The 24,998-nt window shown below is 73.8% G+C and carries 20 protein-coding genes; 4 read left to right on the top strand and 16 right to left on the bottom strand.

Translation table 11 applies throughout. The annotated features are described in order from the left end of the window. Positions 1-43 precede the first annotated feature (43 nt). The 13 genes from IEY78_RS00495 to IEY78_RS00555 form a co-directional block, all read right to left on the bottom strand. A complete protein-coding gene (locus tag IEY78_RS00495) occupies positions 44-343 on the bottom strand; it encodes a DUF1876 domain-containing protein (RefSeq protein ID WP_189095302.1) in 300 nt (99 codons plus the stop codon). Between the two features lie 155 nt (positions 344-498). Next, complete coding sequence (locus tag IEY78_RS00500; RefSeq protein ID WP_189095304.1) at positions 499-1,392, bottom strand: universal stress protein; 894 nt, start codon at positions 1,390-1,392, stop codon at positions 499-501. Positions 1,393-1,478: 86 nt separating this feature from the next. Further along, the gene (locus IEY78_RS00505) at positions 1,479-2,681 is read right to left on the bottom strand and encodes a permease (RefSeq protein ID WP_189095306.1); all 1,203 of its coding nucleotides are present in this window, start codon (positions 2,679-2,681) and stop codon (positions 1,479-1,481) included. 57 nt (positions 2,682-2,738) lie between these two features. After that, a complete protein-coding gene (locus tag IEY78_RS00510; protein WP_373294042.1) occupies positions 2,739-4,016 on the bottom strand; it encodes a sugar ABC transporter permease in 1,278 nt (425 codons plus the stop codon). 17 nt (positions 4,017-4,033) lie between these two features. Continuing rightward, complete coding sequence (locus IEY78_RS00515; protein ID WP_189095718.1) at positions 4,034-4,831, bottom strand: ATP-binding cassette domain-containing protein; 798 nt, start codon at positions 4,829-4,831, stop codon at positions 4,034-4,036. A gap of 11 nt (positions 4,832-4,842) precedes the next feature. Further along, positions 4,843-5,940, bottom strand: a complete 1,098-nt coding sequence (locus tag IEY78_RS00520; RefSeq protein ID WP_189095309.1) for a sugar ABC transporter substrate-binding protein — start codon at positions 5,938-5,940, stop codon at positions 4,843-4,845. Between the two features lies 1 nt (position 5,941). Continuing rightward, entirely contained in the window at positions 5,942-8,482 is a 2,541-nt protein-coding gene (locus IEY78_RS00525; RefSeq protein ID WP_373294029.1) for a SpoIIE family protein phosphatase, read from the bottom strand. A 195-nt stretch (positions 8,483-8,677) separates the two neighbouring features. Further along, complete coding sequence (locus IEY78_RS00530; RefSeq protein WP_189095311.1) at positions 8,678-9,706, bottom strand: zinc-dependent alcohol dehydrogenase family protein; 1,029 nt, start codon at positions 9,704-9,706, stop codon at positions 8,678-8,680. An 84-nt stretch (positions 9,707-9,790) separates the two neighbouring features. Then, a complete protein-coding gene (locus IEY78_RS00535) occupies positions 9,791-10,018 on the bottom strand; it encodes a hypothetical protein (RefSeq protein WP_189095313.1) in 228 nt (75 codons plus the stop codon). Positions 10,019-10,119: 101 nt separating this feature from the next. Then, positions 10,120-10,557, bottom strand: a complete 438-nt coding sequence (locus IEY78_RS00540; protein WP_189095315.1) for a hypothetical protein — start codon at positions 10,555-10,557, stop codon at positions 10,120-10,122. A gap of 189 nt (positions 10,558-10,746) precedes the next feature. Further along, positions 10,747-11,727 (bottom strand): hypothetical protein, encoded by a 981-nt coding sequence (locus tag IEY78_RS00545; RefSeq protein WP_189095316.1) that lies wholly within the window; start codon positions 11,725-11,727, stop codon positions 10,747-10,749. 138 nt (positions 11,728-11,865) lie between these two features. Then, positions 11,866-13,329: an amino acid permease gene (locus IEY78_RS00550; protein ID WP_189095317.1), complete on the bottom strand. Its 1,464-nt coding sequence runs from the start codon at positions 13,327-13,329 to the stop codon at positions 11,866-11,868. Between the two features lie 730 nt (positions 13,330-14,059). Next, positions 14,060-15,691, bottom strand: coding sequence for a helix-turn-helix domain-containing protein (locus IEY78_RS00555; protein WP_229699602.1), 1,632 nt, complete (start codon positions 15,689-15,691; stop codon positions 14,060-14,062). A 229-nt stretch (positions 15,692-15,920) separates the two neighbouring features. On the opposite strand from IEY78_RS00555, the gene IEY78_RS00560 reads away from it, so the two are divergent. Beyond that, positions 15,921-16,751 (top strand): COG4705 family protein, encoded by an 831-nt coding sequence (locus tag IEY78_RS00560; RefSeq protein ID WP_189095318.1) that lies wholly within the window; start codon positions 15,921-15,923, stop codon positions 16,749-16,751. A gap of 85 nt (positions 16,752-16,836) precedes the next feature. Here IEY78_RS00560 and IEY78_RS00565 read toward each other — a convergent pair whose 3' ends face one another. Further along, positions 16,837-17,982 (bottom strand): acyltransferase family protein, encoded by a 1,146-nt coding sequence (locus IEY78_RS00565; RefSeq protein ID WP_189095319.1) that lies wholly within the window; start codon positions 17,980-17,982, stop codon positions 16,837-16,839. Positions 17,983-18,633: 651 nt separating this feature from the next. Between IEY78_RS00565 and IEY78_RS00570 the strand changes: the two genes are divergently transcribed. The 3 genes from IEY78_RS00570 to IEY78_RS00580 all read left to right on the top strand — a co-directional run bounded on the left by IEY78_RS00570 (position 18,634) and on the right by IEY78_RS00580 (position 22,621). Continuing rightward, positions 18,634-19,467: an undecaprenyl-diphosphate phosphatase gene (locus IEY78_RS00570; protein WP_189095320.1), complete on the top strand. Its 834-nt coding sequence runs from the start codon at positions 18,634-18,636 to the stop codon at positions 19,465-19,467. A gap of 200 nt (positions 19,468-19,667) precedes the next feature. Beyond that, on the top strand, positions 19,668-20,948 hold the full coding sequence (locus IEY78_RS00575) for a PP2C family protein-serine/threonine phosphatase (RefSeq protein ID WP_229699603.1): 1,281 nt from the start codon (positions 19,668-19,670) through the stop codon (positions 20,946-20,948). Positions 20,949-21,301: 353 nt separating this feature from the next. Beyond that, positions 21,302-22,621, top strand: coding sequence for a DUF5685 family protein (locus IEY78_RS00580; protein ID WP_189095323.1), 1,320 nt, complete (start codon positions 21,302-21,304; stop codon positions 22,619-22,621). A 54-nt stretch (positions 22,622-22,675) separates the two neighbouring features. On the opposite strand, the gene IEY78_RS00585 is transcribed toward IEY78_RS00580, so the two are convergent. Both IEY78_RS00585 and IEY78_RS00590 read right to left on the bottom strand, forming a co-directional pair. Then, entirely contained in the window at positions 22,676-23,506 is an 831-nt protein-coding gene (locus tag IEY78_RS00585; protein WP_189095325.1) for a hypothetical protein, read from the bottom strand. After that, the gene (locus tag IEY78_RS00590) at positions 23,506-24,780 is read right to left on the bottom strand and encodes a VWA domain-containing protein (RefSeq protein WP_189095327.1); all 1,275 of its coding nucleotides are present in this window, start codon (positions 24,778-24,780) and stop codon (positions 23,506-23,508) included. Before IEY78_RS00590 ends, IEY78_RS00585 begins: the two co-directional genes overlap by 1 nt. Positions 24,781-24,998 lie beyond the last annotated feature (218 nt).

Genomic DNA, 24,998 nt, shown 5'->3' on the forward strand with positions numbered 1-24,998 from the left:
GGGCGGGCAACCGGTCGCGCGGGGCCCGGTGTCCGCACCGGGCTCACGCCATCGCGCTGCTCCAGCCGTAGGCGACCCGCCGCTCGCGCCGCGGCGGTACGGCGCCGACGCCTTCCAGGTCCTTGTCGGCCACCCGCAGCAGCTGCCCGGCCAGGTCCCGCAGCGCCCGCCCGGCCGCCAGCTCGTCCCCGATCTCCGGTACGTCACGGTCGTCGGGGCTGCACCGGGCCGTGCCCTGGCCGGTGAGCGTGGTCGTTCCGGTGTGCAGTGCCACGCGCGCCGTGGTCCGGCCGTCCTCCTCGACGAGGTACAGCCGGACGGGCCACTCGACTGTGTGTCCCATGGATTGCCTCCGCTTCCTCCCGGGGCGCCGCCTTCCGGGCCCGCGACGGGGCGCGACCGGGGCCGCGCGCACCGGCGGCCGGTCCGGGCGTCAGCGCCCTCACCGCCATCATCCGCCTTCCGCGGCGGCTCGGCCCGCGGCGGCCGCGGGCCGTCTCAGCCCCTGGACGGCGTCATGTCGTGCGGCACCACGGCCACCGGGCACGGAGCGCGATGGACGACCGACTGGACGACCCGGCCGATCCGCGGCCCGGGCAGCCGGTAGCGGTGCCGGTGCCGGCGGCCCACGATGAGCAGTTCCGCGTCCGCGGAGTGGTGCACCAGCGCCGGCGCCGGGCTCTCCATCGCCACCCGGTCGTCCACCGGCAGATCCGGGTACTTCTCCCGCCAGGGCCCCAGCGCCGCGGACAGCTCCTCGTGCGCGTCGGCCGCCGCTTCCCGGGCGGCGGCCGGCTCCACCCCTCCGCCGCGGTTGTACGCGTAGGAGGGCAGGTGCCGGCCGTGCAGCACCCGCAGGGTGGTCCCGCGCCGGGAGGCGGTGGCGAAGGCGAAGTCGAGCAGCGACGCACACGGGTCGTGCAGGCTCAGCCCCACCAGCACGGCGCTGTCCCGCCCGGACGCCGCGGCCTCGTGCCGGGCGTGCACCAGCACCGTGGGCGCATCGCTGCGCGGCACCAGCTTCAGCCCCAGCTCGCTGAGGGCGTAGCGGGACACCGGGCCCAGGTCCTGGGCGCCCAGGACCAGCAGGTCCGAGACCTCCGCGGCCTCGCGGAGGGCGTCCAGCGGCTCCTTGGGCACCAGCATCATCTCCACCGGAAGGTCGGGGAAGCGCGAGCGCACCTCCGCGGCGGTGTCGTGCATCATCCGGTGGGGCCAGTAGTTCTGGTCGCGGTCGGCCGGCGGGCGGGTTCTGGTCTCGGGCGCCAGCAGCACCCAGGCGTGCAGCAGCCGCAGACGCGCCTGGCGCAGCTGGGCCTCGCGCGCCGCCCACAGGACCGCCGACAGGGATTCGGGCGTGCCGTCCACCCCTGCGGTGATGACATCCTTCATGGTCTCGATCCGATCCGGCGCGCTAGGTCGATCCGCGCCTACTCCCCACGCTGCGCGCCGCCGGCGGCCGCGTCATGAGACTTTCGTCACTTACCGGACCGCCCTTCGTCGGTTCCGGCCGGCCTGCCGCCGGGCACGGGGTGCGGCGGCCGGCCCGCGGGCGGGGCGCCGCCCATCATGCGGAGCATCGACCGGCCCCCGGTGCGCAGGAAGCGGTGGACCAGGGCGGCGGCGAGGAGCAGGAAGACGATGTTCAGCCAGGTGGTGTAGTCCCAGGAGACGCCGGACATGGGGATTCTCGCGTCGGCCTGGCGGGGGATGATCCCCAGGGCGCCGAAGGCGAACTCCACGACGTAGCCGGCCACCACGACGGCCGCGTAGAAGGTGCCCAGCAGGAAGAGCGCCGTCCTGGCCCCGTAGTACTTCCGGTAGATGTTCAGGATCGGCAGGATCAGCAGGTCGGCGAAGATGAAGGCGACCACCCCGCCGAAGCTGATCCCGCCCTTCCACAGCACCACCGCCAGCGGCACATTGCCGATGGAGCAGACGAACGAGGCGATCGCCACCACGGGGCCGATCAGCGGCCCCCACAGCTTCGCGGCCAGCGGATGCCCCTCGAAGAAGAAGGCGCGCCAGAAGCTGTCCGGGACCCAGGCGGCGACGGCACCGGCGATCAGCAGGCCGATCACCAGGTCCTTGAGGATCGCGGCCCACTCCATGACGAAGACGTGCGCGGTCGCGGTGTACCCCTCGGCGGAGCACAGCCGCCGGGCGAAGGACCCGCCGCGGCGCACGGACATGTCCATCGCGGCATGCCCCTCCATCGACCCGGCCAGGCCCCGTTCGGCCTGCCGGCGGGCCCGCACCAGCAGCGCGTCGCGCAGGAAGAGGCGGAACAGCACGGCCAGCACCACGATCATCACCGGGCCGCCGACGAACTCGGCGGCGGTGAACTGCCAGCCCATCAACAGCGCCAGGAGCACCCCGAGTTCGACGACCAGGTTCGTGGAGGCGACCTCGAAGGCCATCGCGGCCGTGAAGTTCGCGCCCTTCAGGAACAGGGACCGGGCCAGCGCCACCGCGGCGTACGAGCAGGACGAGGACGCGGCGCCCAGCGCGGAGGCCGTGGCCAGGGTGCGGGGACGGTCGTCGCCGAGCAGGTCGACCACGGTGGAGCGGTGCACCACGGCCTGGACCACGGCGGACAGTGCGAAGCCCAGGATCAGCGCCCAGGTGATCTCCCAGGTCATGGATCCGGTGAGGGACAGGGCATGCAGGATCGCGGACATCGGCTGAGGTCTTCCGTGACCGGCCGCGGCTCAAACTCCCGCCGCCCCGGCGGCGCGTCACACCCGCCCGTGCGCCCGCTGCGCCCGCCGGGAGAGCGAGTCGATGACCACGGCGATCAGCAGCACCCCGCCCGTGATCATGAACTGGACGGCGGTCTGGATGCCCATCAGGGCCACCCCGGAGGCGATCGACTGGATGACCAGCACGCCGAGCAGCGCCGACCAGGTCCGGCCGCGGCCGCCGAACAGGCTGGTGCCGCCGATGACCGCGGCGGCGATGGCGTCCATCAGCAGATTGCCGGAGCCGGAGGTCTGGCTGGCCGAGGTGACGCGCGAGGCCAGGAACAGGCCGCCGATCGCGGCCATCGTCCCGGAGATCATGAAGACCGAGATCCGCACCAGGCTCACATGGAGGCCGGTGCGCCGGGCCGCCTCGACGCTGCCGCCGAGCGCGAAGATCATGCGGCCGTAGGGCGTACGGTGCAGCACCTGGTCGAGCCCCACCAGCATCACCAGGAAGATCAGCAGGGCCAGCGGGAGCCCCAGGAACTGGTTGAGCACCCAGGCGGCGGCCAGCGAGATCACCGCCAGCACGGCCGTGCGCAGCACGATCTCGCTCATCGGCCGGGCGGGCACACCGGCCGCCCGGCGCCGCCGCACATCGCGGTACGAGGCCAGGAGGAAGGCGGCCGTGCCGAGCGCCGCCAGCCCGTACGCGGCGGCGACATTGGTGAAGTAGTGGCTGGTCAGCCCGGCGACCAGACCGTTCTCGTCGAGATTGACGGTGCCGCTGGCGCCCAGCAGGTAGAGCATCAGGCCGTTCCAGCCCAGCAGGCCGGCGAGCGTGACCACGAAGGCCGGCACCCCGACCTTGGCGAGGAAGAATCCCTGCACGGCTCCGATCAGCGTGCCGCCGAGCACCGCGAGGAGCAGGGCCGGCGCCTCCGGCATGCCGTGGTTGACGCTCAGCACCGCGAACACGGCCGCCGCGAGGCCGCTCACCGAGCCGACCGACAGATCGATCTCGCCGAGCAGCAGCACGAAGACGACGCCGATCGAGATCATGCCGGGGCCGACGATGTCCACGCTCAGATTGGACAGATTGCGCGGCGAGAGGAAGTTGTCGTTGAGGCTCTCGAAGATGATCCACACCACGAGCAGTCCGAGGACGACCGGCACCGAGCCCAGCTCACCGCTGTGGAAGCGGCGCTTGAGGATCTCCAGGGGGTTCTGGCCGCCCGCCCCGCCCCCGGACGCGAGCTGCCGCCGGTCGGCGTCGGTCACGGCCCCGGCCCCGGCGCCCCGCGCGCCGGTCCGCGGCTGCTTGCGCGGCATCCATGTCCGGCTCACGCCTACGCCTCCCACCCGTGCGAGGCGCGCCGCGTCACGGCGTTGTCGGTGGCTCCGGTGATCGAGGAGATGATCTGCTCGTGGGAGGTGGTCGTGACATCGAAGAACCCGTTGTTGCGGCCCAGCCGCAGAACCGCGATCCAGTCCGCGACGGCCTTGACGTCCCCCATGTTGTGGCTGATGAGCAGCACCCCCAGCCCGCGCTCACGCAGCTGCTCCACGAGGTCGAGGACCTGCGCGGTCTGCTCGATGCCCAGCGCCGCGGTGGGCTCGTCGAGCAGCACCAGCCGCGGCGCGCCGAGCAGCGAGCGGGAGATGGCGACGGTCTGCCGCTGCCCTCCGGACAGCGAGGCGACCGGCAGGCGCACATCGGGCAGCCGGATGGCGAGGGTGTCGAGCAGATCGAGGGTCAGGCGTTCCATCTCCACCTCGTCGAGCACACCGAACCGGTGGATCTCCCGGCCGAGGAAGAGATTGCCGACCACATCGAGGTTGTCGCACAGCGCGAGGTCCTGGTAGACGGTGGCGATCCCCAGGTTCTGGGCCTCGTGCGGCCGGGTGACCTGGACGGGATGCCCGTCCCACTCGACCACTCCCTCATCGGCGGGGTCCACCCCGGCGATCACCTTGATCAGCGTGGACTTGCCCGCGCCGTTGTCGCCGACGAGCGCGACGACCTGCCCGGCGCGGACCTCCAAGTCGACATCGGCCAGCGCCTGCACGGCACCGAACCGCTTGAAGATCCCGCGCAGCGCCAGCAGCGGCGCCGTCGGTCGGCGGAGGGGCGCGCCGGGCTCCATGGGCACCTGCCTTACCTGGTCAGTCCCGCCCGCAGGCACGCGGCCGCGAACTTGGGGGTGCAGATCTGCCGGACGGTGTACATCCCGTCCCGCACCACGGTGTCCTTGATGTGGCCCACGGTCACCGGGACCGGGGTGAGCAGCACGGACGGGATGTTCTGGGTGGTGGGGCTGTCGACCTTGTGTGTGGTGAGGGTGCCGAGGCTCTTGCCGCGCCCCAGGGCGACGGCCATCGCGGCCGCGGTGTCGGCCTCGGGCGTGAAGGGCTTGTAGACCGTCATGTACTGATCGCCCCGCACGATGCGCTGGATCGCGGCGAGTTCGGCGTCCTGGCCGGTGACCGGCGGCAGCGGACTGACCTTGGCGGCCCGCAGGGCCGAGATGATGCCGGCGGCGAGCCCGTCGTTGGCGGAGTAGACACCGGCGACACTGTCGGCGCCGAGCGCCGAGAGGGCGGCGGACATGTTGAGGTTGGCGTTCTCCGGCCGCCAGCCGGCGGTGTCGTAGGACTTGCCGATCTTCACCTTGCCCTGGAGCGCGGCCAGCGCGCCCCGCTTGAACCAGGCCGAGTTGGGGTCCGTCGACGCGCCGTTCATCATGACGATCTGGCCGTGGCGCGCCTTGCCGCCCAGCGCCTTGAGCAGCGCCTCGCCCTGGAGCCGGCCGACCTTCGCCCCGTCGAAGGAGACATACGCCGAGACCGGTCCCTCCACGAGCCGGTCGTAGGCGACGACGGGGATGCCCGCCCGGTGCGCGTCGTCGACCGAGGAGCGCAGCGACTTGGAGTCGACCGCGTCGAGGACCAGCACCTCGACCCGCTTGGTGATCATCGCGTCCATCTGCTGCTGCTGGGTGGCCACGTCGTGCTGGGCGCTCTCCGTCTCCACCGTGCACTCGCGGCACAGCCGGTGGATCTCCTTCTCGATCAGCGGCTTGTCGAACTTGTAGAAGCGCGAGGTGTTGTCGGGCAGCAGCACCCCGATGCGCACGGCCCCGCCGGACGGCGCGCCCGGCTCGTGCACCCCGCCGGCCTGTCCGCACGCGACCGGCCCCGCGACCAGGCACAGCCCGGCCAGGATCACCCCGGCTCCGCGCCGCCGCGCTCGCATCTCAGCGCACCTCCCCGCCGTCCGCCGGGGCGTCCGGACCGGCCGCCCCGCCGGCCGTGCCGGGCCGCTCGCCCGGCGGCAGGGAGATCTCGCTCCACACCTGCTTGCCGCCGCTCAGCGGCACCGAACCCCAGGACGCCGACATCGCCTCGACGAGCAGCAGCCCGCGGCCGCCGGTCGCCTCCCAGTCCACGCTCGCCGGTTTGGCCGGGGCGCGCGGCGAGGCGTCGTTCACCGCGACCCGCAGCCGGTCGGCGGCCAGCGTCAGATCCAGCCGGACCTCGCCCTGGGTGTGCGCGATGGCATTGGTGACCAGCTCGGACACCACCAGCAGGGCCACGTCGACCTCGTCGGTCACGCCCCAGGAGCGCAGGGTGCGGGCGGTGAAGCGGCGGGCGTGCATCACCGCGTCGGGCAGCCGCCACACCGCCCAGCGCACCCGGGTGGGGCGGACCCGCATCCCGTCGTAGCGCAGCACCAGCAGCGCCACGTCGTCATCGCGCCGCTTGGCACCGCCGAGCAGCTCATCAGCCAGCCGCCCGGCATCGGCGGGATCGGCCGCGGCGAGCGCCGCCCGCACCCGGCCGATGCCCTCGTCGAGGGGGAGGGCGGCCGACTCGGCCAGGCCGTCGGTGAGCAGGACGAGCACGGTGCCGGCGGCCAGCCCGACCTCGGTCAGCGGGTATTCGCCCTCCGCGGAGACGCCCAGCGGCGGCCCGCCCTCGATGCGCAGCGCCTCGGTGCTGCCGTCGGGCAGCCGCAGCAGGGGCGGCAGATGCCCGGCCCGGACGAACCAGGCGATGCCCTCCTCCATGTCGAGGTCCACATAGCAGCAGGTGGCGAAGAGATCGGTCTCCATGCCCAGGAGCAGCCGGTTGGCGTGCGAGACCACCACGTCGGGCGGATGGCCCTCCACCGCGTAGGCCCTGATGGCGGTGCGCATCTGGCCCATGATCGTGGCGGCGCCGGCGCTGTGGCCCTCGACGTCGCCGATGACGAGCGCGACATGGCCGTCGGCGAGCGGGATGACGTCGTACCAGTCGCCGCCCACTTCGAGGCCCATCGTGGCGGGCAGATAGCGGGCGACCGCCACCCCGCCGGGCAGCGTCGGCAGCTTGCGGGGCAGCAGGCTGCGCTGGAGCATCGTGGCCAGCTCGTGCCCGGCGTCCAGCGCGTGGGCGCGGACCAGGGCCTGGCCCACCAGGCCGGCGGTCGCGGTCAGCAGCGACCGTTCCTCCGGCCCGAAGGCGTGCTCCTCGTCCCACCCCAGCAGGCACACCCCGACGATCCGGCCCTCGGCCGGCAGCGGCAGGACGGCCAGGCCGCCGGGTCCGAGGTCCGCGAGGCCGGGTTCGAGGGCGGCCCCGCGCGGCCACAGGGCCACGTGCCCGGACCGCAGCACGCTCTCCAGCGTCGGCATCGACTGGCACGAGGTGTCGGGCCATTCGGACCGCCACTCGGCGCGCCACACGGCGGGCCAGTCCGACGGTTCCGGGGGATCGAGGACGGACACCACCAGCCGGTCCGCCTCCAGCTCGGCCACCGCCACCCGGCGGGCCGCCAGCGGCAGCCGCAGCGTGGCGACCACCACCCGGCTGACGTCCCGCACGGTCGTGGCGCCGGCCAGCGCGGTGGACAGCCGCTGCACGACGGAGACCTCGTCGGCGGTGGGGCGCAGATACGAGGCGTCGGCGACCACCCCGAGCACGCGCTCCGGGGCGCCGTCGGTGTCGACCAGCACCCGGCAGCGCAGACTCAGCCAGCGCAGCTCGCCGTTGGTCCGGCGGATCCGGATCGACAGCTGCTGGCCGGCGACGGGCAGTCCGCCCGGCTCCACGATCGACATCAGCGCGGGCGCGTCGTCCGGTGCGGTGTGCGCCAGCAGGGTCTCCACCCGCCCGTCGAACTGCTCGGGCGCGATGCCGAACAGCTCCAGCACCAGCCGGTCCGCCGTCATCCGCCCGGTGCGCAGCAGCAGGGTGAAGGCCCCGCCACGCAGGGTGTCCAGCCCCGGCCCCAGCAGCGACCGCCGCTCGGTCCGTGCCATGACCCGGGCTCCCACGGCCTCCAGCCCGGCGGCCACCTGGGCGGCATGGAGTTCCAGCAGATGCCGCCGGTCGGCGTCGAAGGCCTCCGCGGCCGGTTCCACGACCACCAGGCACCCCAGCCGCCGGGTCTCGCCGCCCAGCGGCAGCACGGCCAGCGAGACCTCGGGCGGCGGGGTGCCGGCACCGTTCCAGGGAGCCGTCCCGGCGGCCAGGGGGGAACCGTCGGCCCCGTACGCCGCGAGTTCCGCCGGGCTCAGCCACAGGGCGACGCCGGTACGGAAGGCCGTGGCGACCGGCGAGGCGCCGGAGAGCGGGTAGCGGGTCGGCAGCCCGTACGGGACGCCGGAGCCCCCGACCATCTCGGCCAGCTGGAGGTCGCCGCCGCCTTCGGCCGGTACGAAGACGGCGGTCAGCTCGGCCCCCGTGGACCCAAGGACTCGTGCGGTCACTGCCTGCACCGCCTCCGTACGCCGGAAGCCGTCGTCATAAGCCACGGTCGCCGTATCCGCCCTCGGGGTCAGGGCGTCAGCCCCGCCACCGCCTCATCGGACAATTCGGAAATTACCGCCTTGTCTCCATGGTGCGGCACGCGGGGAGGCGGGAGCTACTCGGCGGGGGCAGGGGCGCGGTCGGCTACGGGGAAGGGCTTGCCCTGCCGCGGCCGCCGGTCCTGCCCCCGCCGCCCCCGCTCAGTCCGGCGTCAGGACGGCGGCTCCGCTCACCCGGTCGGCGGCCAGGTCCGCGAGCGCCTGCGGGGCGCGGCTCAGCGGATAGCGGCTCACCGTGACCCGGATGCCGATCCGCGCCGCGGCCGCCAGGAACTCCCGGCCGTCCTGGCGGGTGTTGGCGGTGACGCTGCACAGCTCGCGCTCCAGGAAGAGATGGCGCTGATAGTTCAGCGGAGGGATGTCGGTGAGGTGGATACCGGCCACCGCGAGGGTCCCGGCACGGTCCAGCGCCTCCAGCGCCACCGGCACCAGCTCGCCGACCGGCGCGAACAGGATCGCCGAGTCCAGCGGTTCGGGCGGGCGGTCGTCGGCGCCGCCCGCCGAGGAGGCGCCGAGTTCCAGGGCGAGCGCACGGGCCTGCGGGGACCGGGTCAGTACATGGACGGTGGCGCCCTCGGCCAGGGCGACCTGCGCGGCCAGATGTGCCGAGGCGCCGAACCCGTAGATGCCGAGCCGGCCGCCGGTGGGCAGGGCGCTGCGCCGCAGCGCGCGGTAGCCGATGATCCCGGCGCACAGCAGCGGCGCCAGCAGGGTGGCGTCCTGGTCGTCCGGCAGCGGGTAGGCGTAGGCCGCGGGCACCAGCGCGGCCTCGGCGAAGCCGCCGTCGGCGTCCCAGCCGGTGTACCGGGACTCGGGGCAGAGGTTTTCGTGCCCCGCCCGGCAGTGGCGGCAGACGCCGCAGGTGCCGCGCAGCCACGCCCCGCCGGCCCGGTCGCCGACCCGGAATCCCGTCACCGCACCGCCGGCGGCGATCACCCGGCCGACGATCTCGTGGCCCGGCACGGTCGACGGGCGGTGCGGCGGCAGGTCACCCTCCGCCAGGTGCAGATCCGTACGGCACACCCCGCAGGCCTCCACCCGGAGCAGCAGGTCACCGGGGCCCGGTGCGGGGACGGGGCGGCGGACGGCAACCAGCGGCCCGGAGTCGACCGGGCCGGGCCGCCGAACGGCCCAGCCGTGCACCGTGTCCGAGCCTGCGACGGTGGCCATGCCCCCAGGATCGCGCCCCGGGGAGGGGCGGACAAACGGGGGCGGGGACCGGGCCCGCCCGGAGCCGGCGGGCCCGGACGGGTGCTAGCGGAAGAGCGCGGCCAGCCGCCGCAGCAACCGGGACAGCAGGCACCCGCGGGTGCGGGACGCGCTGCCGGGGGCGGCGGACGCCGGATCGTCCGGCGGGGAAGCCGGGCTCTCCGGCGTCCGGGGCGCGGTCTCGTCGGCGGGTGCGGACCGGGGGTGCGGTGCGCTGCGCCGGGCTTCGGCACGGACGAGCGCGCCGAGCGCGGCGAAGACGTCGAGGGGCATGCCATCTCTCCTGCGGTGGAAGTCCTGAACGCTGACGGCAGCAGGCCGCACTCACCCCAAGTCCCGTGAGGGAGAGGGAAGTTGAGTGCGACCGGGCGCGCTCAGCAGCGCAGGACGGCCACGTGCTTCGGCGCGGCAGGAGCGGCGGCCGTCAGGACCGCCGAGAAAGAGGTGCCCCCCGGGGCCGGGCCGATCTCCGTCACGGGAGAGTCCCCGAGCGTCTTGCCGCCGGGGCCGGTGGGCAGATGCGGGCGCGCATGGCAGACCGTCGCGTCGCACAGGCGCCGCACGCCGCTGCCCGGATGCCTGCCCCCGTCCTCGTCCGACGCGAGCACCGGCCCCGCGGGCAGGCACGGTCCTTCGGCCGGGGCGGCGGCGGGGGAGGCGGGACGGAGCGGGCAGCCGGCGGGATCGAGGGCCGGTCCGTGCGCCCAGCAGGGCGTCAGCGTGGCGAACAGCAGGGCCAGCAGTGCCAGGAGCAGCGGCACGCGCCGGCCGCCCCGTGCCGCCGGGCGGTCTGTGCTGACGCCGTCGCGCATGCGGAGCTCCCACCCTCTTCCGTCAGGGGATCCCCTGGAAGTGGGTCGGACAGTCCCGATACGCCGCAAGAGCCGACAAAAACACCCGTTCCGGGTAGGCGCTCGCACAGATGCCCCGCGCCCTTGTTCACGCCCCCTCGGTGGCGGCGCGGCACCGGCCGCCCCGGGCCGTCCCGCGGTCCGCGGGGGTCAGCGCCGCCGGCCCCCGCGCTTCGCGTCGGGGTCCTCGCTCGCATACCGCCCGTGGTAGTGCGCGTACCGCTCCAGCGGTTCGCCCTCCAGGCTCCACGGCCAGGGCGTCGCCACGCCCGAGGTGGCGCGCAGCACGGTCCCGGCCTCGGCCGTCCGGGAGGACTTCAGCAACGCGTAGGCCAGCAGGTTGAGATCGGCCAGGGCGGCCGCGTGGGTGAGGAAACCCGGGCTCGTCCAGTAGTGCGCGGCGTGGTCGAGCGCCCGGGCGGCGTCGGGGCGGCGCCAGATCTCCCCGGCGCCCACGGCGGACAGCCCGCCGCCGGCGACCGCCCGCTGATGGCTGTGCACGAACGCCGTGAGCTCCAGCCCGGCGGCCGGGGCATCGGAGGGCATGGCCGAGCGGACGCCGTCGAGCAGATCCAGCACCATGGCGCTGGAGCCGCACTCGTCCGGCGACAGATAGCCCAGGGCCTGCAGATGCGCCTCGCGGTTCCAGGGGTCGCGGGCCTTGATCTCGCGCCAGATCGCCGACAGCTCGGTGGACGGGCGCCGCTCCAGGCGCAGCACGGCCAGCTGAAGGGTCCACGGGGTCGGGTCGGCGGGTATCAGCGCGGCCGCCTGGAGGCAGGTCTCGCGGGTGATGCCCAGATCGACGACGGCGCCCTGCTGCCGGGCCTGGATCAGATCGGACCAGGCATGGAGCAGCAGGGCGCCGTGGTGCTCGGGGCGGTGCTGGCGCCAGATGCCGGGCAGCGACCGCCCCGCGGACTGCGCGAGCACCGACAGCCGGTGGGCCTTGCGGTCCCAGTCCTCGCCGGCGTCGTCGATCACATTCGCCATCAGGGCCATGACAGCCGTGTCCAGCGAACCGCGGGACCAGGCCGTCTCGACGCGTCTGCGCACCTGGCCCAGTGGGGCGTCGTCGAGCTCGGGGACCAGGCGGGGAAGGTTGCCTTTGCGGCGTCTGAAGGCGGGCATGTCTGCGGCGTACTTCCCTGTGCTCGGGGGCGTGGGTGCGGACGAGGGTACGCGGTCCGGTGCGGCGGTGCCGAAGCGCGGTACGGGCAGAGGTGCGGGGGAACCGCACCTCTGCCCGTACCGCACGGACCGTTCCGGCTAGCCGGAGGTGACGGCCGACTTCTCGGCGGCACCGCGGCCGAGCCGGTCGCGGACCAGCGAGACCGCGACCACCAGCACGGCGAGCAGCAGCGACAGCAGGACCTGGATGCGGCCGCCGCCCTCGCTGTCGTCGGTGAGCATGTAGACCAGCACGAACGAGATCATCGCGATCGTCGCCCAGGTCAGGTACGGGAACAGCCACATCCGGACGATCAGCTTGTCCGGGTTCTCGCGCAGGATGATGCCGCGCATCCGCAGCTGCGAGAAGCAGATGACCAGCCAGACGAAGAGCGCGACCGCGCCCGAGGAGTTCAGCAGGAACTGGAAGACCGTGTCCGGCCACAGGTAGTTGAAGCCGACCGCGATGAAGCCGAAGAGGACCGAGGCCAGGATCGCGGCCTGCGGGACGCCGCGGAGGTTCGTCCGGGCGAAGACCTTCGGGGCGTCGCCGCGCTGGCCGAGCGAGAAGGCCATCCGGGAGGCGGTGTAGAGGCCGGAGTTGAGGCAGGAGAGCACGGCGGTCAGCACGATGACCTTCATGATCTCGCCGGCGTGCGGGATCCCGATCGAGTCCAGGGCCGCGACGTAGGAGCCCTTCTTGGCGATCGAGGGGTCGTTCCACGGCAGCAGGGAGACGACCACGAGGATCGAGCCCAGGTAGAAGATGCCGACCCGCCAGATGACGCTCTTGGTGGCCTTGGTGACCGCACGCTGCGGGTCCTCGGACTCACCGGCGGCGAGGGTGACGATCTCGCTGCCCATGAAGGAGAAGACGACCATCAGCACACCGGTGAGGATCGCGCTGGGGCCGTGCGGCAGGAATCCGCCGTGCGAGGTGAGGTTCCCGAAGCCGGTCGCCGCGTGGCCGGAGCCGGGCAGCACCCCGAATATCGCCAGGCCGCCGAGGATGATGAAGGCCGCGATGGCGACGACCTTGATGCCGGCGAACCAGAACTCGAACTCACCGAACGAGGCGACCGAGGCGAGGTTGGTGGCGGTCAGGACGATCATCACGATCAGCGCCCAGGCCCACTGCGGGACGGCCGGGACCCAGCTGGTGAGGATCGCCGCACCGGCGGTCGCCTCCACGGCGAGCACCACGACCCAGAAGAACCAGTACAGCCAGCCGATGGAGAAGCCGGCCCAGCGGCCCAGCGCCCGGTCCGCGTAGGCGGAGAAGGAGCCGGAGGTGGGGTTGGCGGCCGCCATCTCGCCGAGCATCCGCATCACGAACACGACCAGCGCGCCGACCAGGGCGTACGAGAGCAGGATGCCGGGGCCGGCCGCGGCGATGCCGGAGGCGGAGCCGACGAACAGACCGGCGCCGATGACTCCACCCACGGCGATCATGGACAGATGGCGGTTCTTGAGGCCCGACTGCAGACCGGACTGCTCTGGAGCCTGCCCGTGTCCCGGAGGTCCGGGCGGCGCAGCCACAGGGCTGGAGGGAGAAGTAGTCATCTGGACATCCATTGAGGGTTGGAGGGTGTTGCACGTGGTGACTGCTGATCGCCTCGGTGACCGGACGCACGACAGGGCCGGGTGCTGGCAGGTGGCGATCATGGCCCTGACGAGTTCGAAGGCGCGACGAGCGGGTCCGCGGCCTTCGGATGCCTGCGCGGGTGGGGGGCGCTTGTCGCGCCGCCACGCTATTGCCCGGCCTCCTCTTGAGAGGTGAGCCGCATCACGTCCGGATTGGATTTGCGCAAGCGTATGTGGCGGTGCGCCGCGGCGTATTTGTGAGAACGGACAAATTCGTTCCGCAGGGCTGTCCGTCCGGCCAATGTGCCGGGACGGGAAAAGCGGCTCACCTCACCGGCACGCGACGTTCCGCCCGGTATGGGAGCAGTCAACCGGGCCTGCCCAGGAGGGCTTTGCCCGGCAGCTGGTGCGGGCGGACAACGCCGCCCGCGAAGCCTTGGCCTCCGGCACAGATACCCCGGACCGCGCCCCCTCCAGCGTGACTTCGGTCATACCGGCGACCGACGCGCAAGAGGGCGCCCTGCCCGCCCTGCCCCCGCCCGACGGACGCCACCCGCCCGGGCCGCCGTTTCCCGCCCCACTCCACCGGTGCCGGGCGACGTCGCGGAGTCCGCCGGCGGAACGCCCGGTGAAGCGTGCGCCGCGCCTTGGACGCCACGGCGGGGGAGGCCGGGCACGGTCCGCGCGGGCCGTGCGGCGGCTGACCGGCTCAGCCCGCGGGCGGCAGCCGCAGCTGGAGCATCGCCAGCAGCCGCTGGTCCGGACGGCCCAGGTCGAGGCCGGTCAGATCCTCGGCGCGGCGGATCCGGTAGCGCAGCGTGTTGGGGTGCACATGCAGCTCCGCGGCGGCGGCCCGGACATCGCCGAACGCGTTCAGATAGGCGAGGACGGACTCCGCCAACTGCCCCTGGTTGCGGCTGTCATGGGTGACCAGGGCGGTCAGCCGCGGATCGCGCATCTCGGGGTGCGCGGAGAGCAGCGCCAGCACCTCGCTGACGAGCACCTCCGCCTGGATGTCCGGCAGCGCGGCGACGGCGGGGGCCACGCCGACGCTCACCATGGCGTCGAGGATCCGGTCCGCCTCCCGGCGCGAGTCGGGGACCTCGCCGAGCCCCGGCACGACGCAGCCGACCGAACCCCGCAGCGACAGGCCCAGATGGCGGCCGGCGGCCTCGACGATCGCCTGCGCCCAGCCGCGGAGGGTGGAGGTGTCGATGCTGCGCGGCAGCTGCGGCAGTAGCACATAGATCCGCGCGTCGACCTGGGTGACCAGGGCACTGCGGTGCCGGGCCGCGGTGTGCACCGAGATCAGATTGCTGACCTCGGCGCGGGTCAGCTCCGGCGTGGCGGACCCGGCTGTCCCGTACGAGAAGCCCAGGACGGCGGCCGGGCGGGCGGCGTCCAGCGCCAGATGGCTGGCCAGCGGCTGCGGGCCGGTGCTGCCCTCCAGGAGCCCGGCCGCCAGCGTACGGGTCAGCGTCAGATCCGCGGACAGCTCCCGGCGGCGGCGCACCAGATGCAGCGCGGCGACCCGGGCGGCGCCCAGCAGCGCCTGGTCCGACTGCTCGGTCAGCGGCGCCGAGCCCTCCTGCACCCAGATCGTGCCCAGCTGCCGCTCGCCGGACCGGATGGCCACCGCGAGCCGGCGGCGGATCCCCAGCTCCGGGTGGCTGTCGATGCAGATCACCTCGTCGGAGGCGCGCAGCCGCTGGAACACCCCCCACTTCCGCAGCCGCGCCAGATACGCCTCCGGGCCCTGCCAGCCGAGGATGGACAGCCGCCGCAGATCGTCGACCTCGTCGGAGTCGGTGGACCGGGAGTAGGCCAGCACACGGTTGGCGGTGTCCTCGATGCTGACGATGCCGCCGGTCAGCACCGCCGTGGTCTGGGCGAGCGAGAACAGGTCGCCCTCCTCCAGCCCCTCGCCGGGGCGGCCCTGCGGCGCGCTCTCCAGGGCCGCCCGGGCCAGCGCGTCCACCTGCTCCCAGCGGGCCTCGCTCCGCACGGACAGCAGCGCCACGCCCGCCTCGACGGCGGTCTCGCTGAGCGCCGCGGCCTGCCCGGGGGCGTCCAGCTTCACCGCGACGGCGGCGGCGCCGTCCCGCCCGCCCACCCGCAGCGCGGGGAACGCGGCGCGGCCCCGGGCGCCTATTGCGAGGATCAGCTCTCCGGGGTGGGCGAGCGGCGGGTCCTCCGGGTCGAGCAGCGCCACGCTGCGGATCTCGACGTCCAGCCCGGCGGGCGCGGCCTGCAGCTCCACCAGGGGCTCGCCCAGCGACATCAGCAGCTGGCGCAGGCTGATGCCCGTAGGGGGTGGTGAAGCCGCGGCCGCTGGATCCATGAGTGGTGCCTCTGCTGGGTTCGGGTGGCCTGGGCTCATCGGGCCGACTGCCCTCGCGCAACGCGTCCGGTCCCGTCGATGCCGAGCACCCGGCCGGCCCGGAAAGGAGCCGCCACCGCACGTATGAGCCACGCCACAGTTACTGATGTTATCCGCCGTGACACAAGGGGCAGCGCGGCCGTGCGCCGGTCAGGCGGCGTTAAGGCGGCACCTGCCAGCGTGCGGCGGTATGCGTACCGAAACGGATACCCACCTGCACCCCGCCGGGCCGCCCGCCCGGCACCGGCCGCCGATGCTGAACAAGGTCCCCGAGGTCACCGTCTACTTCTGGGTGATCAAGGTGCTGTGCACCACGGTCGGGGAGACCGCCGCCGACCTGCTCAACGACAACCTCGGCATGGGCCTGACGAACACCTCGTACCTGATGGCAGGCCTGCTGGCCGTCGCCCTGGTCCTCCAGTTCCGGGCGCGCGCCTACCGCCCCGGGCTGTACTGGCTCGCGGTGGTCCTGATCAGCGTGGTCGGCACGCTGATCAGCGACAACCTGACGGACAACCTCGGGGTGCCGCTGGAGACGACGACGGCGGTGTTCGCCGTCCTGCTCGCCCTGACCTTCCTCGCCTGGTACCTGAGCGAGCGCACCCTGTCCATCCACACCATCCGCACGCCCCGCCGGGAGGCCTTCTACTGGCTGGCGATCCTGTTCACCTTCGCGCTCGGCACCTCGGCGGGCGATCTGACCGCCGAGCGGCTGGCCCTGGGGTACTGGTTCTCCGCCGTCGTCTTCGCCGCGCTGATCGCCGCCGTGGCGCTGGCCCGCTTCACGCTGGACTTCCACACCATCTGGGCGTTCTGGATCGCCTACGTGCTGACCCGGCCGCTCGGCGCCTCGATCGGGGACTACCTCTCCCAGCCGGTGCGGAGCGGCGGCCTGGGCCTGGGCACCGTCGGCACCAGCGTCCTCTTCCTGGCCGTCATCCTCGGGCTCGTCCTCTACCTCATCCGTACGAAGCGGGACGTGGCCGACAACGAGGAGGAGGCCGCCCCGCAGGCAGCCTGACGGCGCTCCGCGCACCGCGCACCGCGCGCCGGGGCCGGCGGCGGCCGATGTGAGGCCGCGCGCCGGCCCCGGCGCTCCCGCAGGGTCAGGTCGTACCGCCCCCTGCGCCGGACCGGGGTGCGGGCCGGAACGCCCAGTGCATCTTCGGCTCCATGGCGAAGCGGAAGACGCGCTGGACCGGCGGGGTGCACAGCAGCGTGACGACCGCGCCGGCGAGGAGGGTGACGACGACGGCGCCCCAGGGCGTGTGGATCCAGTCGGCGTCGTACCAGTTCCACCAGCGCGAGCCCTTGGCGAGGAAGCCGTGCAGCAGATAGCCGTAGAGGGTGCCGGCGCCCAGCGCGGTGCACCACGCCCGGCGGCCCGGCACCCAGGCCAGGAAGCAGGCCGTGAGCACCAGCGAGCAGGCGAACATGCCCAGTTGCATCAGGATGCCGCACCACCACGGGGCGCCCAGGTTCTGCGCGCTGTCGGTGTGGTAGAACCACGCGTCGTTCATCCGCGGCACGGCCCAGTACGCGAAGACCAGCGCCCCCGCGAGGACCGGCAGCGCTGCGAGGCGCGCCGGCCGGCAGCGCAGCCGGCGGAAGTGCTCCGCCTTCAGGCGCATCCCGAGCACGAAGAACGGCAGGAACTGCAGGACCCGTTGCAGATCCAGATCGCTGCCCAGGTCCGACACGGAGGCCGCCGCGGCGATCGCGAGGGCCAGCGGCACCGGCCAGCGCACGATCCGCCACAGCGGTGCGGTGAGCCGCCAGATGAACAGGGCGACCAGGAACCAGGTGAGGAACCACGGGTCGGCCAGGCTGACCGAGAAGCTCGGGGTGTCGCCGGCCGTGTAGCGGAACAGCGCATAGGCCGTCTGGAAGAGGAGATACGGGACGACGATGCCGGTGATCAGCCGCTGGAGCCGGTCGCGGCGCACATCGAAGCTGCGCGAGAAATAGCCGGAGATCACGGTGAACGCGGGCATGTGGAAGGCGTACACGAAGATGTACAGCGCGGCCGCGCTCCGGCTGGTGGCGTAGAGCGGCTCCCAGGCATGGCCGAGGGCGACCAGCACGATGGCCAGATATTTGGCGTTGTCGAAGAACGCGTCGCGCGGTTTTTCCGGGGCGAGCGGTGCCTTGTCGCCCGGGGTGGCGGCGGTGGCGGGCGCGGGGACGGCGGGCCGTTCGGGTGCGGCACGGCCGGTGCCCGGTGCGGGAGCGGAGCGGGGAGCGAGGGTCACGACACGGCCTCCCAGCGATCAGTGGGCCGCCGCGACCTTCTCGCCGTAGTGGTGGGGGCGATGGCCGTACTGATCATGGTGAGCGGCATCCTGGCTCCTCCGGTGGGCTGTTGGGGACGGTGGGGCACCCTACGAGGCGTTGCTGTGGAGTGCTCCGGAAGTGAGTACGCGGGGCCGGTGGCCCGCCGCGCCGAGGGGCTCCCCGCCCGCGGCGGGCCCACGGAACACGTGGAGCCGGTGCCGCCGAGGCGGGGACGCCGCACTATTCGTCTACAGTGCTGTAGACCACCGGGTGGCACTGTAGACGTCCCGGTGCGCGCGACGCACCCCGGCCCCCGAGGGAGGATCCGACCCCATGGCTCCGTGTCCGGCTCCGGCCGTCCCTCCCGCCGCCGGTCGGCCCGTGGACCCGGTGCTTTCGGCCGTACGGGGCAACCCCCAGTACAGTCAGCTCACCGACCTGTGTGCCGGGACACACCTGTGTGCAGGCGACGCCGGAGGCATCCCCGGTACCCGCCCCGGCCCGGCCGGGAACATCGCCGACGACGCCGATGCCCCGGGTACCCGGCACGCACCCGGCCGCACCGCCCCGCACGGCTCACCGCGGCGCACCCGCGTCCACCGTCCGCACCGTTCCCAGAAATGGATCACATGAGCGCCATCAGCATCGGCCAGGCCGTCGTCCTCGGAGCCGTCGAGGGGGTGACGGAATTCCTCCCGGTCTCCTCCACCGGTCACCTCAAGATCACCGAGGGGCTGATGGGCATCCCCGTCGACAACACGGCCGTCGTCGGCTTCTCCGCCGTCATCCAGGTCGGCGCGATCGCCGCAGCGCTCGTCTACTTCTTCAAGGACATCGTGCGCATCGTGGGCGCGTGGTTCCGCGGGCTGCGCAACCGCGAGGAGCGCTACCACCACGACTACAAGTTCGCCTGGTGGGTGATCTACGCCACCATCCCGATCGTCGTCGTCGGCCTGGCCGCCAAGCCGCTGATCGAGGGCCCGCTCGCGTCCCTGTGGGTGGTGGCCGGCTCGCTGATCATCGGCAGCGGGGTGATGTGGGCGGCGGACCAGATGGGCCGGCACAAGCGCGGTGAGGACGACACCTCGCTGAAGGACGCGATGTGGGTCGGCTGCTCGCAGATCCTCGCCCTGCTCTTCCCCGGCTTCTCCCGCTCCGGCGCGACCATGTCCACCGCCCTGATCCTGGACCTCGAACGCGTCGCGGCCACCCGGCTGTCCTTCTTCCTCGGCATCCCGGCACTCACCGGCGCCGGCATCTACGAGCTGAAGGACGCCATCGGCAGCGGCGCCGCCGTCGCCCCGCTGGCCATCGGCACGGTCGTGTCCTTCGTCGTCGCCTACGCCTCGATCTCCTGGCTGCTGAAGTTCGTGGCCAAGCACTCCTTCAACTCCTTTGTCATCTACCGCATCCTGGTCGGCGTGCTCCTCTTCGGCCTGCTGGGCGCCGGCGTCCTGAGCTGACGCCCGCCCCGGTGACCGGCGGCGCGGCCATCCGGACGGCCTGGCGCCGCCGGTCCACAAGGGCCCCGGCTGCTCGGGGTCCGTGCCGCACGGGGAACCTGCATGCCCGCCGTGGCGGGCCGCGCCGCCGCAATGCTGGTGGTATGGGTGCAGGAGAAGCGTCCCGCTCACGGCGGGCCGCGGCGCCGTGGAGGTGGCCTGTGTCGAACGGGGACGGCTCGGAGTCGGACCGGGACGCCGATCCGTCGGGCCTGCTCGCCCGTCTGCACACGGTGGAGGACGCCGCCGAGGCGATCGGCACCACCCTGGACGAGCAGACCACCTGCACCGAGCTGTCCCGCTTCCTGTGCCGCCATCTGTGTGACGCCGCCGCGGTGGACCTGCTCGCCGGGGACGGCACCGGACAGCGGCCCCCGTCCCCGTCGGAACTGCACCGGGTGGCGACGGCGGGCCTGGTGCAGGTGCTCCGGGCCCGCTTCCCGGACCGGGACGGGGAGTCCGAGGACGCCCCCGCGCGGCAGGCGCTGGACGAGGGGCACCCGGTCGCCGCCTCGGCGGCCCTGCCCGGCGGCCTGACCGTCCAGGCGCTGGCCGTGCCGCTCACCGCACAGGGCCGGCACCGGGGCGTGCTGCTCGTCCTGCGCGCCGGCGGCGGATTCACCGCGCACGAGGCGGCCACCGTGCACTCCGTGGCGCGCTTCGCGGCCGCCCGGCTCGCCCACGCCCGCCACCACGCCACCGTCCAGCGCACCGCGACGGAACTCCAGCGGGCGCTCCTGACGGCACCGGGCCGGCCCCACCCCAATCTGGAACTCGCCACCCGCTATCTGCCCTCCGGCGCCAGCGCCCTGGTCGGCGGCGACTGGGTGGAGACGGTACGGCTCCACTACGGGCGCACCCTGCTGGCCATCGGCGACGTCATGGGCCACGGGCTCGACGCCGCGGTCGACATGAACGCCTACCGCTCCCATCTGGGCTGTGTCGCCTCGACCGAGCTGCCGCCGCACCGTGTGCTGCGCCGGCTCGACAGCACCGTGGCGGAGGAGGGGAGCCGCCGCCCGGCGACCTGCCTGCTGGCCCGGCTCGACCCGGTCCGCCGCAGCGCCGCGTTCGCCAGCGCGGGCCATCTCCCGCCGGTGGTCGTCGGCCGCTCGGGCACCACCGACCTGCTGCACGTCCCCGTGGGGCCGCCGCTGGGGACCGGCGTGGGCGGCTATGAACTCCTCACCCGCCGCTTCACCCCCGCGGAGACCCTGGTGATGTTCACCGACGGCCTCGTGGAGCGGCGCGGCGAGGACATCGACGTCTCGCTGGCGCGGCTGGCCGGGATGCGGCTGCCCGCCGGGGCGGACGTGGCGCAGGTGCTCGACGAGGTGCTGCACCGCCTCGACGGGCCGCACGCCGAGGACGATGTCGCCGTCCTCGCCGTGCGGATGCGCCCCCACGCGGGAATGGGGGCCACCGGACCGGCCGCGGAGTGAGGCCCGCGGCCACCGGTCCCGGCGGATCGCGAACCGTTTGAACAATCCCGCGGCGCGGTCCGTATTCAGGGGGGAGCCGAGGGATTTCCCCGATTCCCGGCCCGGCCCGGCCTGCCTGTGGACCTGGGCCCCCTGGCGGTCGCTCCGCCCGCGCCCTCCCCTGGCAGGGCGGAGCGACCGCGTCACCGCCCGGCCGCGACACCCGGCATGACGGCCCATCAGCTACCGGCTCTCGCCACCACCAGGGGTGTGTGTCCAGGTCAACGGCCCACTCGCTACGCTCTTGCGTTGTCGACCAGGCCCGCCGCACCGGCTCAGGCCGCTCCAGCCGACGTCTTACGGGGGTTCTTCCAGTGTTCGGCATCGTCAGGCCCTGCACCCATCGTCTGTCCCCAGGGCTCAAAGCCGAGTGGACGGCCCATCTGTGCGGGCTCTGCCTCGCCCTGCGCGGCGACCACGGACAGTTCGCCCGGGTCGTCACGAACTATGACGGGCTGATCGTCTCCGTCCTGACGGACGCCCAGTCCGGCTCCGCCCGGGCAGGGCGCCGCACCGCCGGGCCCTGCCCGCTGCGCGGGATGCGGACCGCCGAGGTGGCGAAGGGGGAGGGCGCACGCCTGGCGGCGTCGGTGTCCCTGGTGCTCGCCTCGGCGAAGATCCGCGACCATGTCGCCGACCGGGACGGGCTGTTGCGCCGCCGTCCGGTGGCCGCCGCCGCCCGCAGGGTCGCCGCGGGCTGGGACCGGGCCGGGGCGCGCAGCGGTGCCGCCCTCGGCTTCGACACCGCGCTGCTCGTCGACGCGGTCGACCGGCAGTCGGCCATCGAGCAACTGGCCGGTCCCGGCACCCCGCTGACGGTCGTCACCGAACCGACCGAGACGGCGACCGCGGCCGCCTTCGCGCACACCGCCGTCCTGGCGGGCCGACCGGGCAACGCCGCTCCGCTGGCCGAGGCGGGCCGGCTCTTCGGGCGGCTGGCGCACCTCCTCGACGCCGTGGAGGACCGCGCGGCCGACGCCGCCGAGGGCGCCTGGAACCCGCTCACCGCCACCGGAGCCACCCCCGTACAGGCCCGCCTGCTGTGCGACGAGGCGCTGGACGGCATCCGACGCGCGCTGCGCGAGGCGGAGTTCGCCGACTCCCGGCTGGTGCACGCGCTGCTGGTGCACGAGCTGCGCCGCTCGGTGGACCGGGCCTTCGGGACGGCCGCCTGCGCCCACCAGGGGCACGGCGCGGCGGGTCCCCAGGGCGGACCGGGCCCGAACCCGTACGGGAACGGATACGGCGGCCCGCCCGGGTACGGCCAGGTGCCGTCCGCCGGCGGCCCCTACGTCCACGGCCGGCAGTTGAACGACCCGCGGCACGCGCACGGCGGCCCGGTGCCGCCCGGCGGTGCGGGCGGCGGCCACGGCGGCGGCCCGGGCGGCGGGCTGCCGAAGTTCCCGCACCAGCCGAAGAAGCCCCGGGGCTTCCTGGCCGGCTGCGCGGTCGCCCTCGGGCTGTGCTGCACCTGCAAGCTCTGCTGCGCGGCGGAGTACGAGGGGCCGTGGTCGCGGAAGAAGCGCGAGGGGTGCTGCCAGGACTGCGACTGCGGGGACGGCAGCTGCTGCGACGGCAGCTGCTGTGACTGCAACTGCGACTGCTGTGACTGCTGCAGTTGCTGCGACTGCTGAACCCCGACGGGCATCGGGGGCGGCCATGACCGTGTCCCGGCCGCCCCCTCGCGGTCAGGCGCCCGGCGGTATCCGCGACGGGCGGCCGGAGCCTCGCGTCAGCTGGTAGCCGGCGATCCCGGCGAGGGCCGCGAGCAGCCCGCCCACCGCGGTCCAGATCCAGCGGTCGGACCACCAGCCGGACGACCAGCCGCCGTCCGGCCCGTCCGCCGCCACGGACTGCTGCCCGGCCGGGCTCTCCCCCTCCTGCGGCGTCGCGGTGGCGGCACCGGGCACCAGGGGCGCGGCGAGCGCGCCGTCCACCGCGTGGGCGCCACCGGTGTCGGCCGTGGTCGCTTTCACCTCGGTGTGCACCGGGAGGCCGAGGTCGTCCTTCGGCAGGTCGACGACCGTCAGCCGGACGTAATAGTTGCCCGGCAGCGGGTCGTTCGCCCAGGGCTCCGCCCAGGCACGCACCGTGCGCAGCGTGCAGGACAGCTCGACGGAGCCGGACTCCGCCGCGGCCGTCCTGGTCTGCGCGCCGTAGGTGCAGGACTGGCGGCGGCGCAGCCCGTCGTAGACGTCGAGCTGCCAGGTGGCCGCGCCGTGCCGGGCGGCCGCCTGCGGCAGGCTCACCTCGGCCTTGACGGTGGCGCGCTGACCCGCGTCCACGGGCAGTACCCAGTAGAGGTAGTCGCCGGTGGAGGCGTCGGCCGTGGCCGGCTGGTCCGGCCGGATCGCGGTCGCCGTGCGGAAGGAGGTGCCGGCCTCGGTCGGCGCGGCCGGCTCCCCGTCGGCACTGCTGCTCGCGGAGGGCGATGGGCTGTCGGCGAGGGCGGTGCCCGCCGCGCCGAACAGGGCGGCGCCCGCCAGCACGGCGGTCATCAGGGTGCGTACGGTACGCATCAGTTGGTCCTCCAGACGGTGACGCGCCAACGGGAGATCCAGCCCCACAGCAGACCGGCCACCAGCCCGGTCAGGGCCAGCGTGATCAGCAGCCACCAGCCGTGGCCGAGCCCGAGGAAGGCGGCGTCGGAGGCGTCGGAGGGGCCGTCCACCAGGTCGACGGTCAGCTCGACCGGCAGGCCGGGGTCGGTCTTGACCGAAGCGGGGGCCGAGAAGGAGTTGCTGACCTGCAGGCAGACGGTCTCGGCCGCGGGCGTGCCGTCGTCGTCCGCGGCCTCGCTCGGCGGCTTCGGATAGCGCAGCCCGGAGGAGATCACATCCGTCCGGCCGTCGCCCGCCTCCGCGCCGCGGACGATCTCCCGGCCGTGCACGGTCGAGGCCCGCAGCAGGACCCCGTAGTCGTTGTTGACCGCCCGGTCGGCGGCGATGCTCACCGAGGCGCGCAGCTCCTGGCCGGGCCGGACGTCGACCCGGTACCAGCGGTGCTCCGCGAACTTCTCGCGGTCGCTGTAGAGGCCGGGCTTGAGCTGCGGGGCTCCGGCGCACTGCCCCGCCCCCTGGGTCGCCACGGGGGTGGCCGCCGGACGGGCCGCCCGGTCCACCAACTGGTGCACCCGGTCGCGCAGTTGCTTGGTGTGCTCCACCGAGGTGTAGGTGCCGCCGGTGGCCTCGGCTATGCAGCTGAGCTGGTTGCGGGTCTTGGCGTCCGGCAGCAGCCCGAGGGTGTCGACGGTGAGGTGGATGCCCTTGGCGGCGATGTCCCGTGCCACCTGGCAGGGGTCGAGCGGGGCGCAGGTGTCCTCGCCGTCCGTGATGAGGACGATCCGGCGGCTCGCGTCGCCGCCCTTGAGGTCGTCGGCCGCGCCCAGCAGGGCGGGACCGATCGGCGTCCAGCCGGTGGGGGTGAGCGTCGCGACCGCGGTCTTCGCCTCGGTCCGGTCCAGCGGCCCGACCGGGTAGAGCTGCCGGGTGTCCTTGCAGCCGACCTTCCGGTCCTCGCCGCGGTAGTTGGCACCGAGGGTGCGGATGCCGAGCTGGACATCGTCCGGCACCGCGTCCAGCACCTCGTTGAACGCCTGCTTGGCCGCGGCCATCCGGCTCTGCCCGTCGATGTCGCGCGCCCGCATCGAGCCGCTGACATCGAGCGTCAACTCGACTTTGGGGGAGGACTTCGCGTCCGGTTCACCGGCGCTGGCGGGTGTGGGGGCAAGCATGACGGTCATCGCGGCGAGCAGCCCGCACACCCCGGCCGCCAGCCGTTTTCTTGTGATCATCGACGGATCGTATGGAGAAACGCCCCGCAGTCCAAAACGGTCGCCGGACCGGTGGCGGAAACGGCCGCCTGCCGGGCGTCGGGGGCCGGTTGGGCACACCCGGCACCCCGGTACCCGTGCCCCGGGCCGCCCGCGCGCCGCGCGTCCGCCCCGGCGTCCCGCCGCTGAAAGGGAGTCGGCCATTGCGGTCGGCGCGGGGTCTCGCTTACCGTCGGCAC

Source organism: Streptomyces kronopolitis, assembly GCF_014646275.1.
Taxonomy (GTDB): Bacteria; Actinomycetota; Actinomycetes; order Streptomycetales; family Streptomycetaceae; genus Streptomyces; species Streptomyces kronopolitis.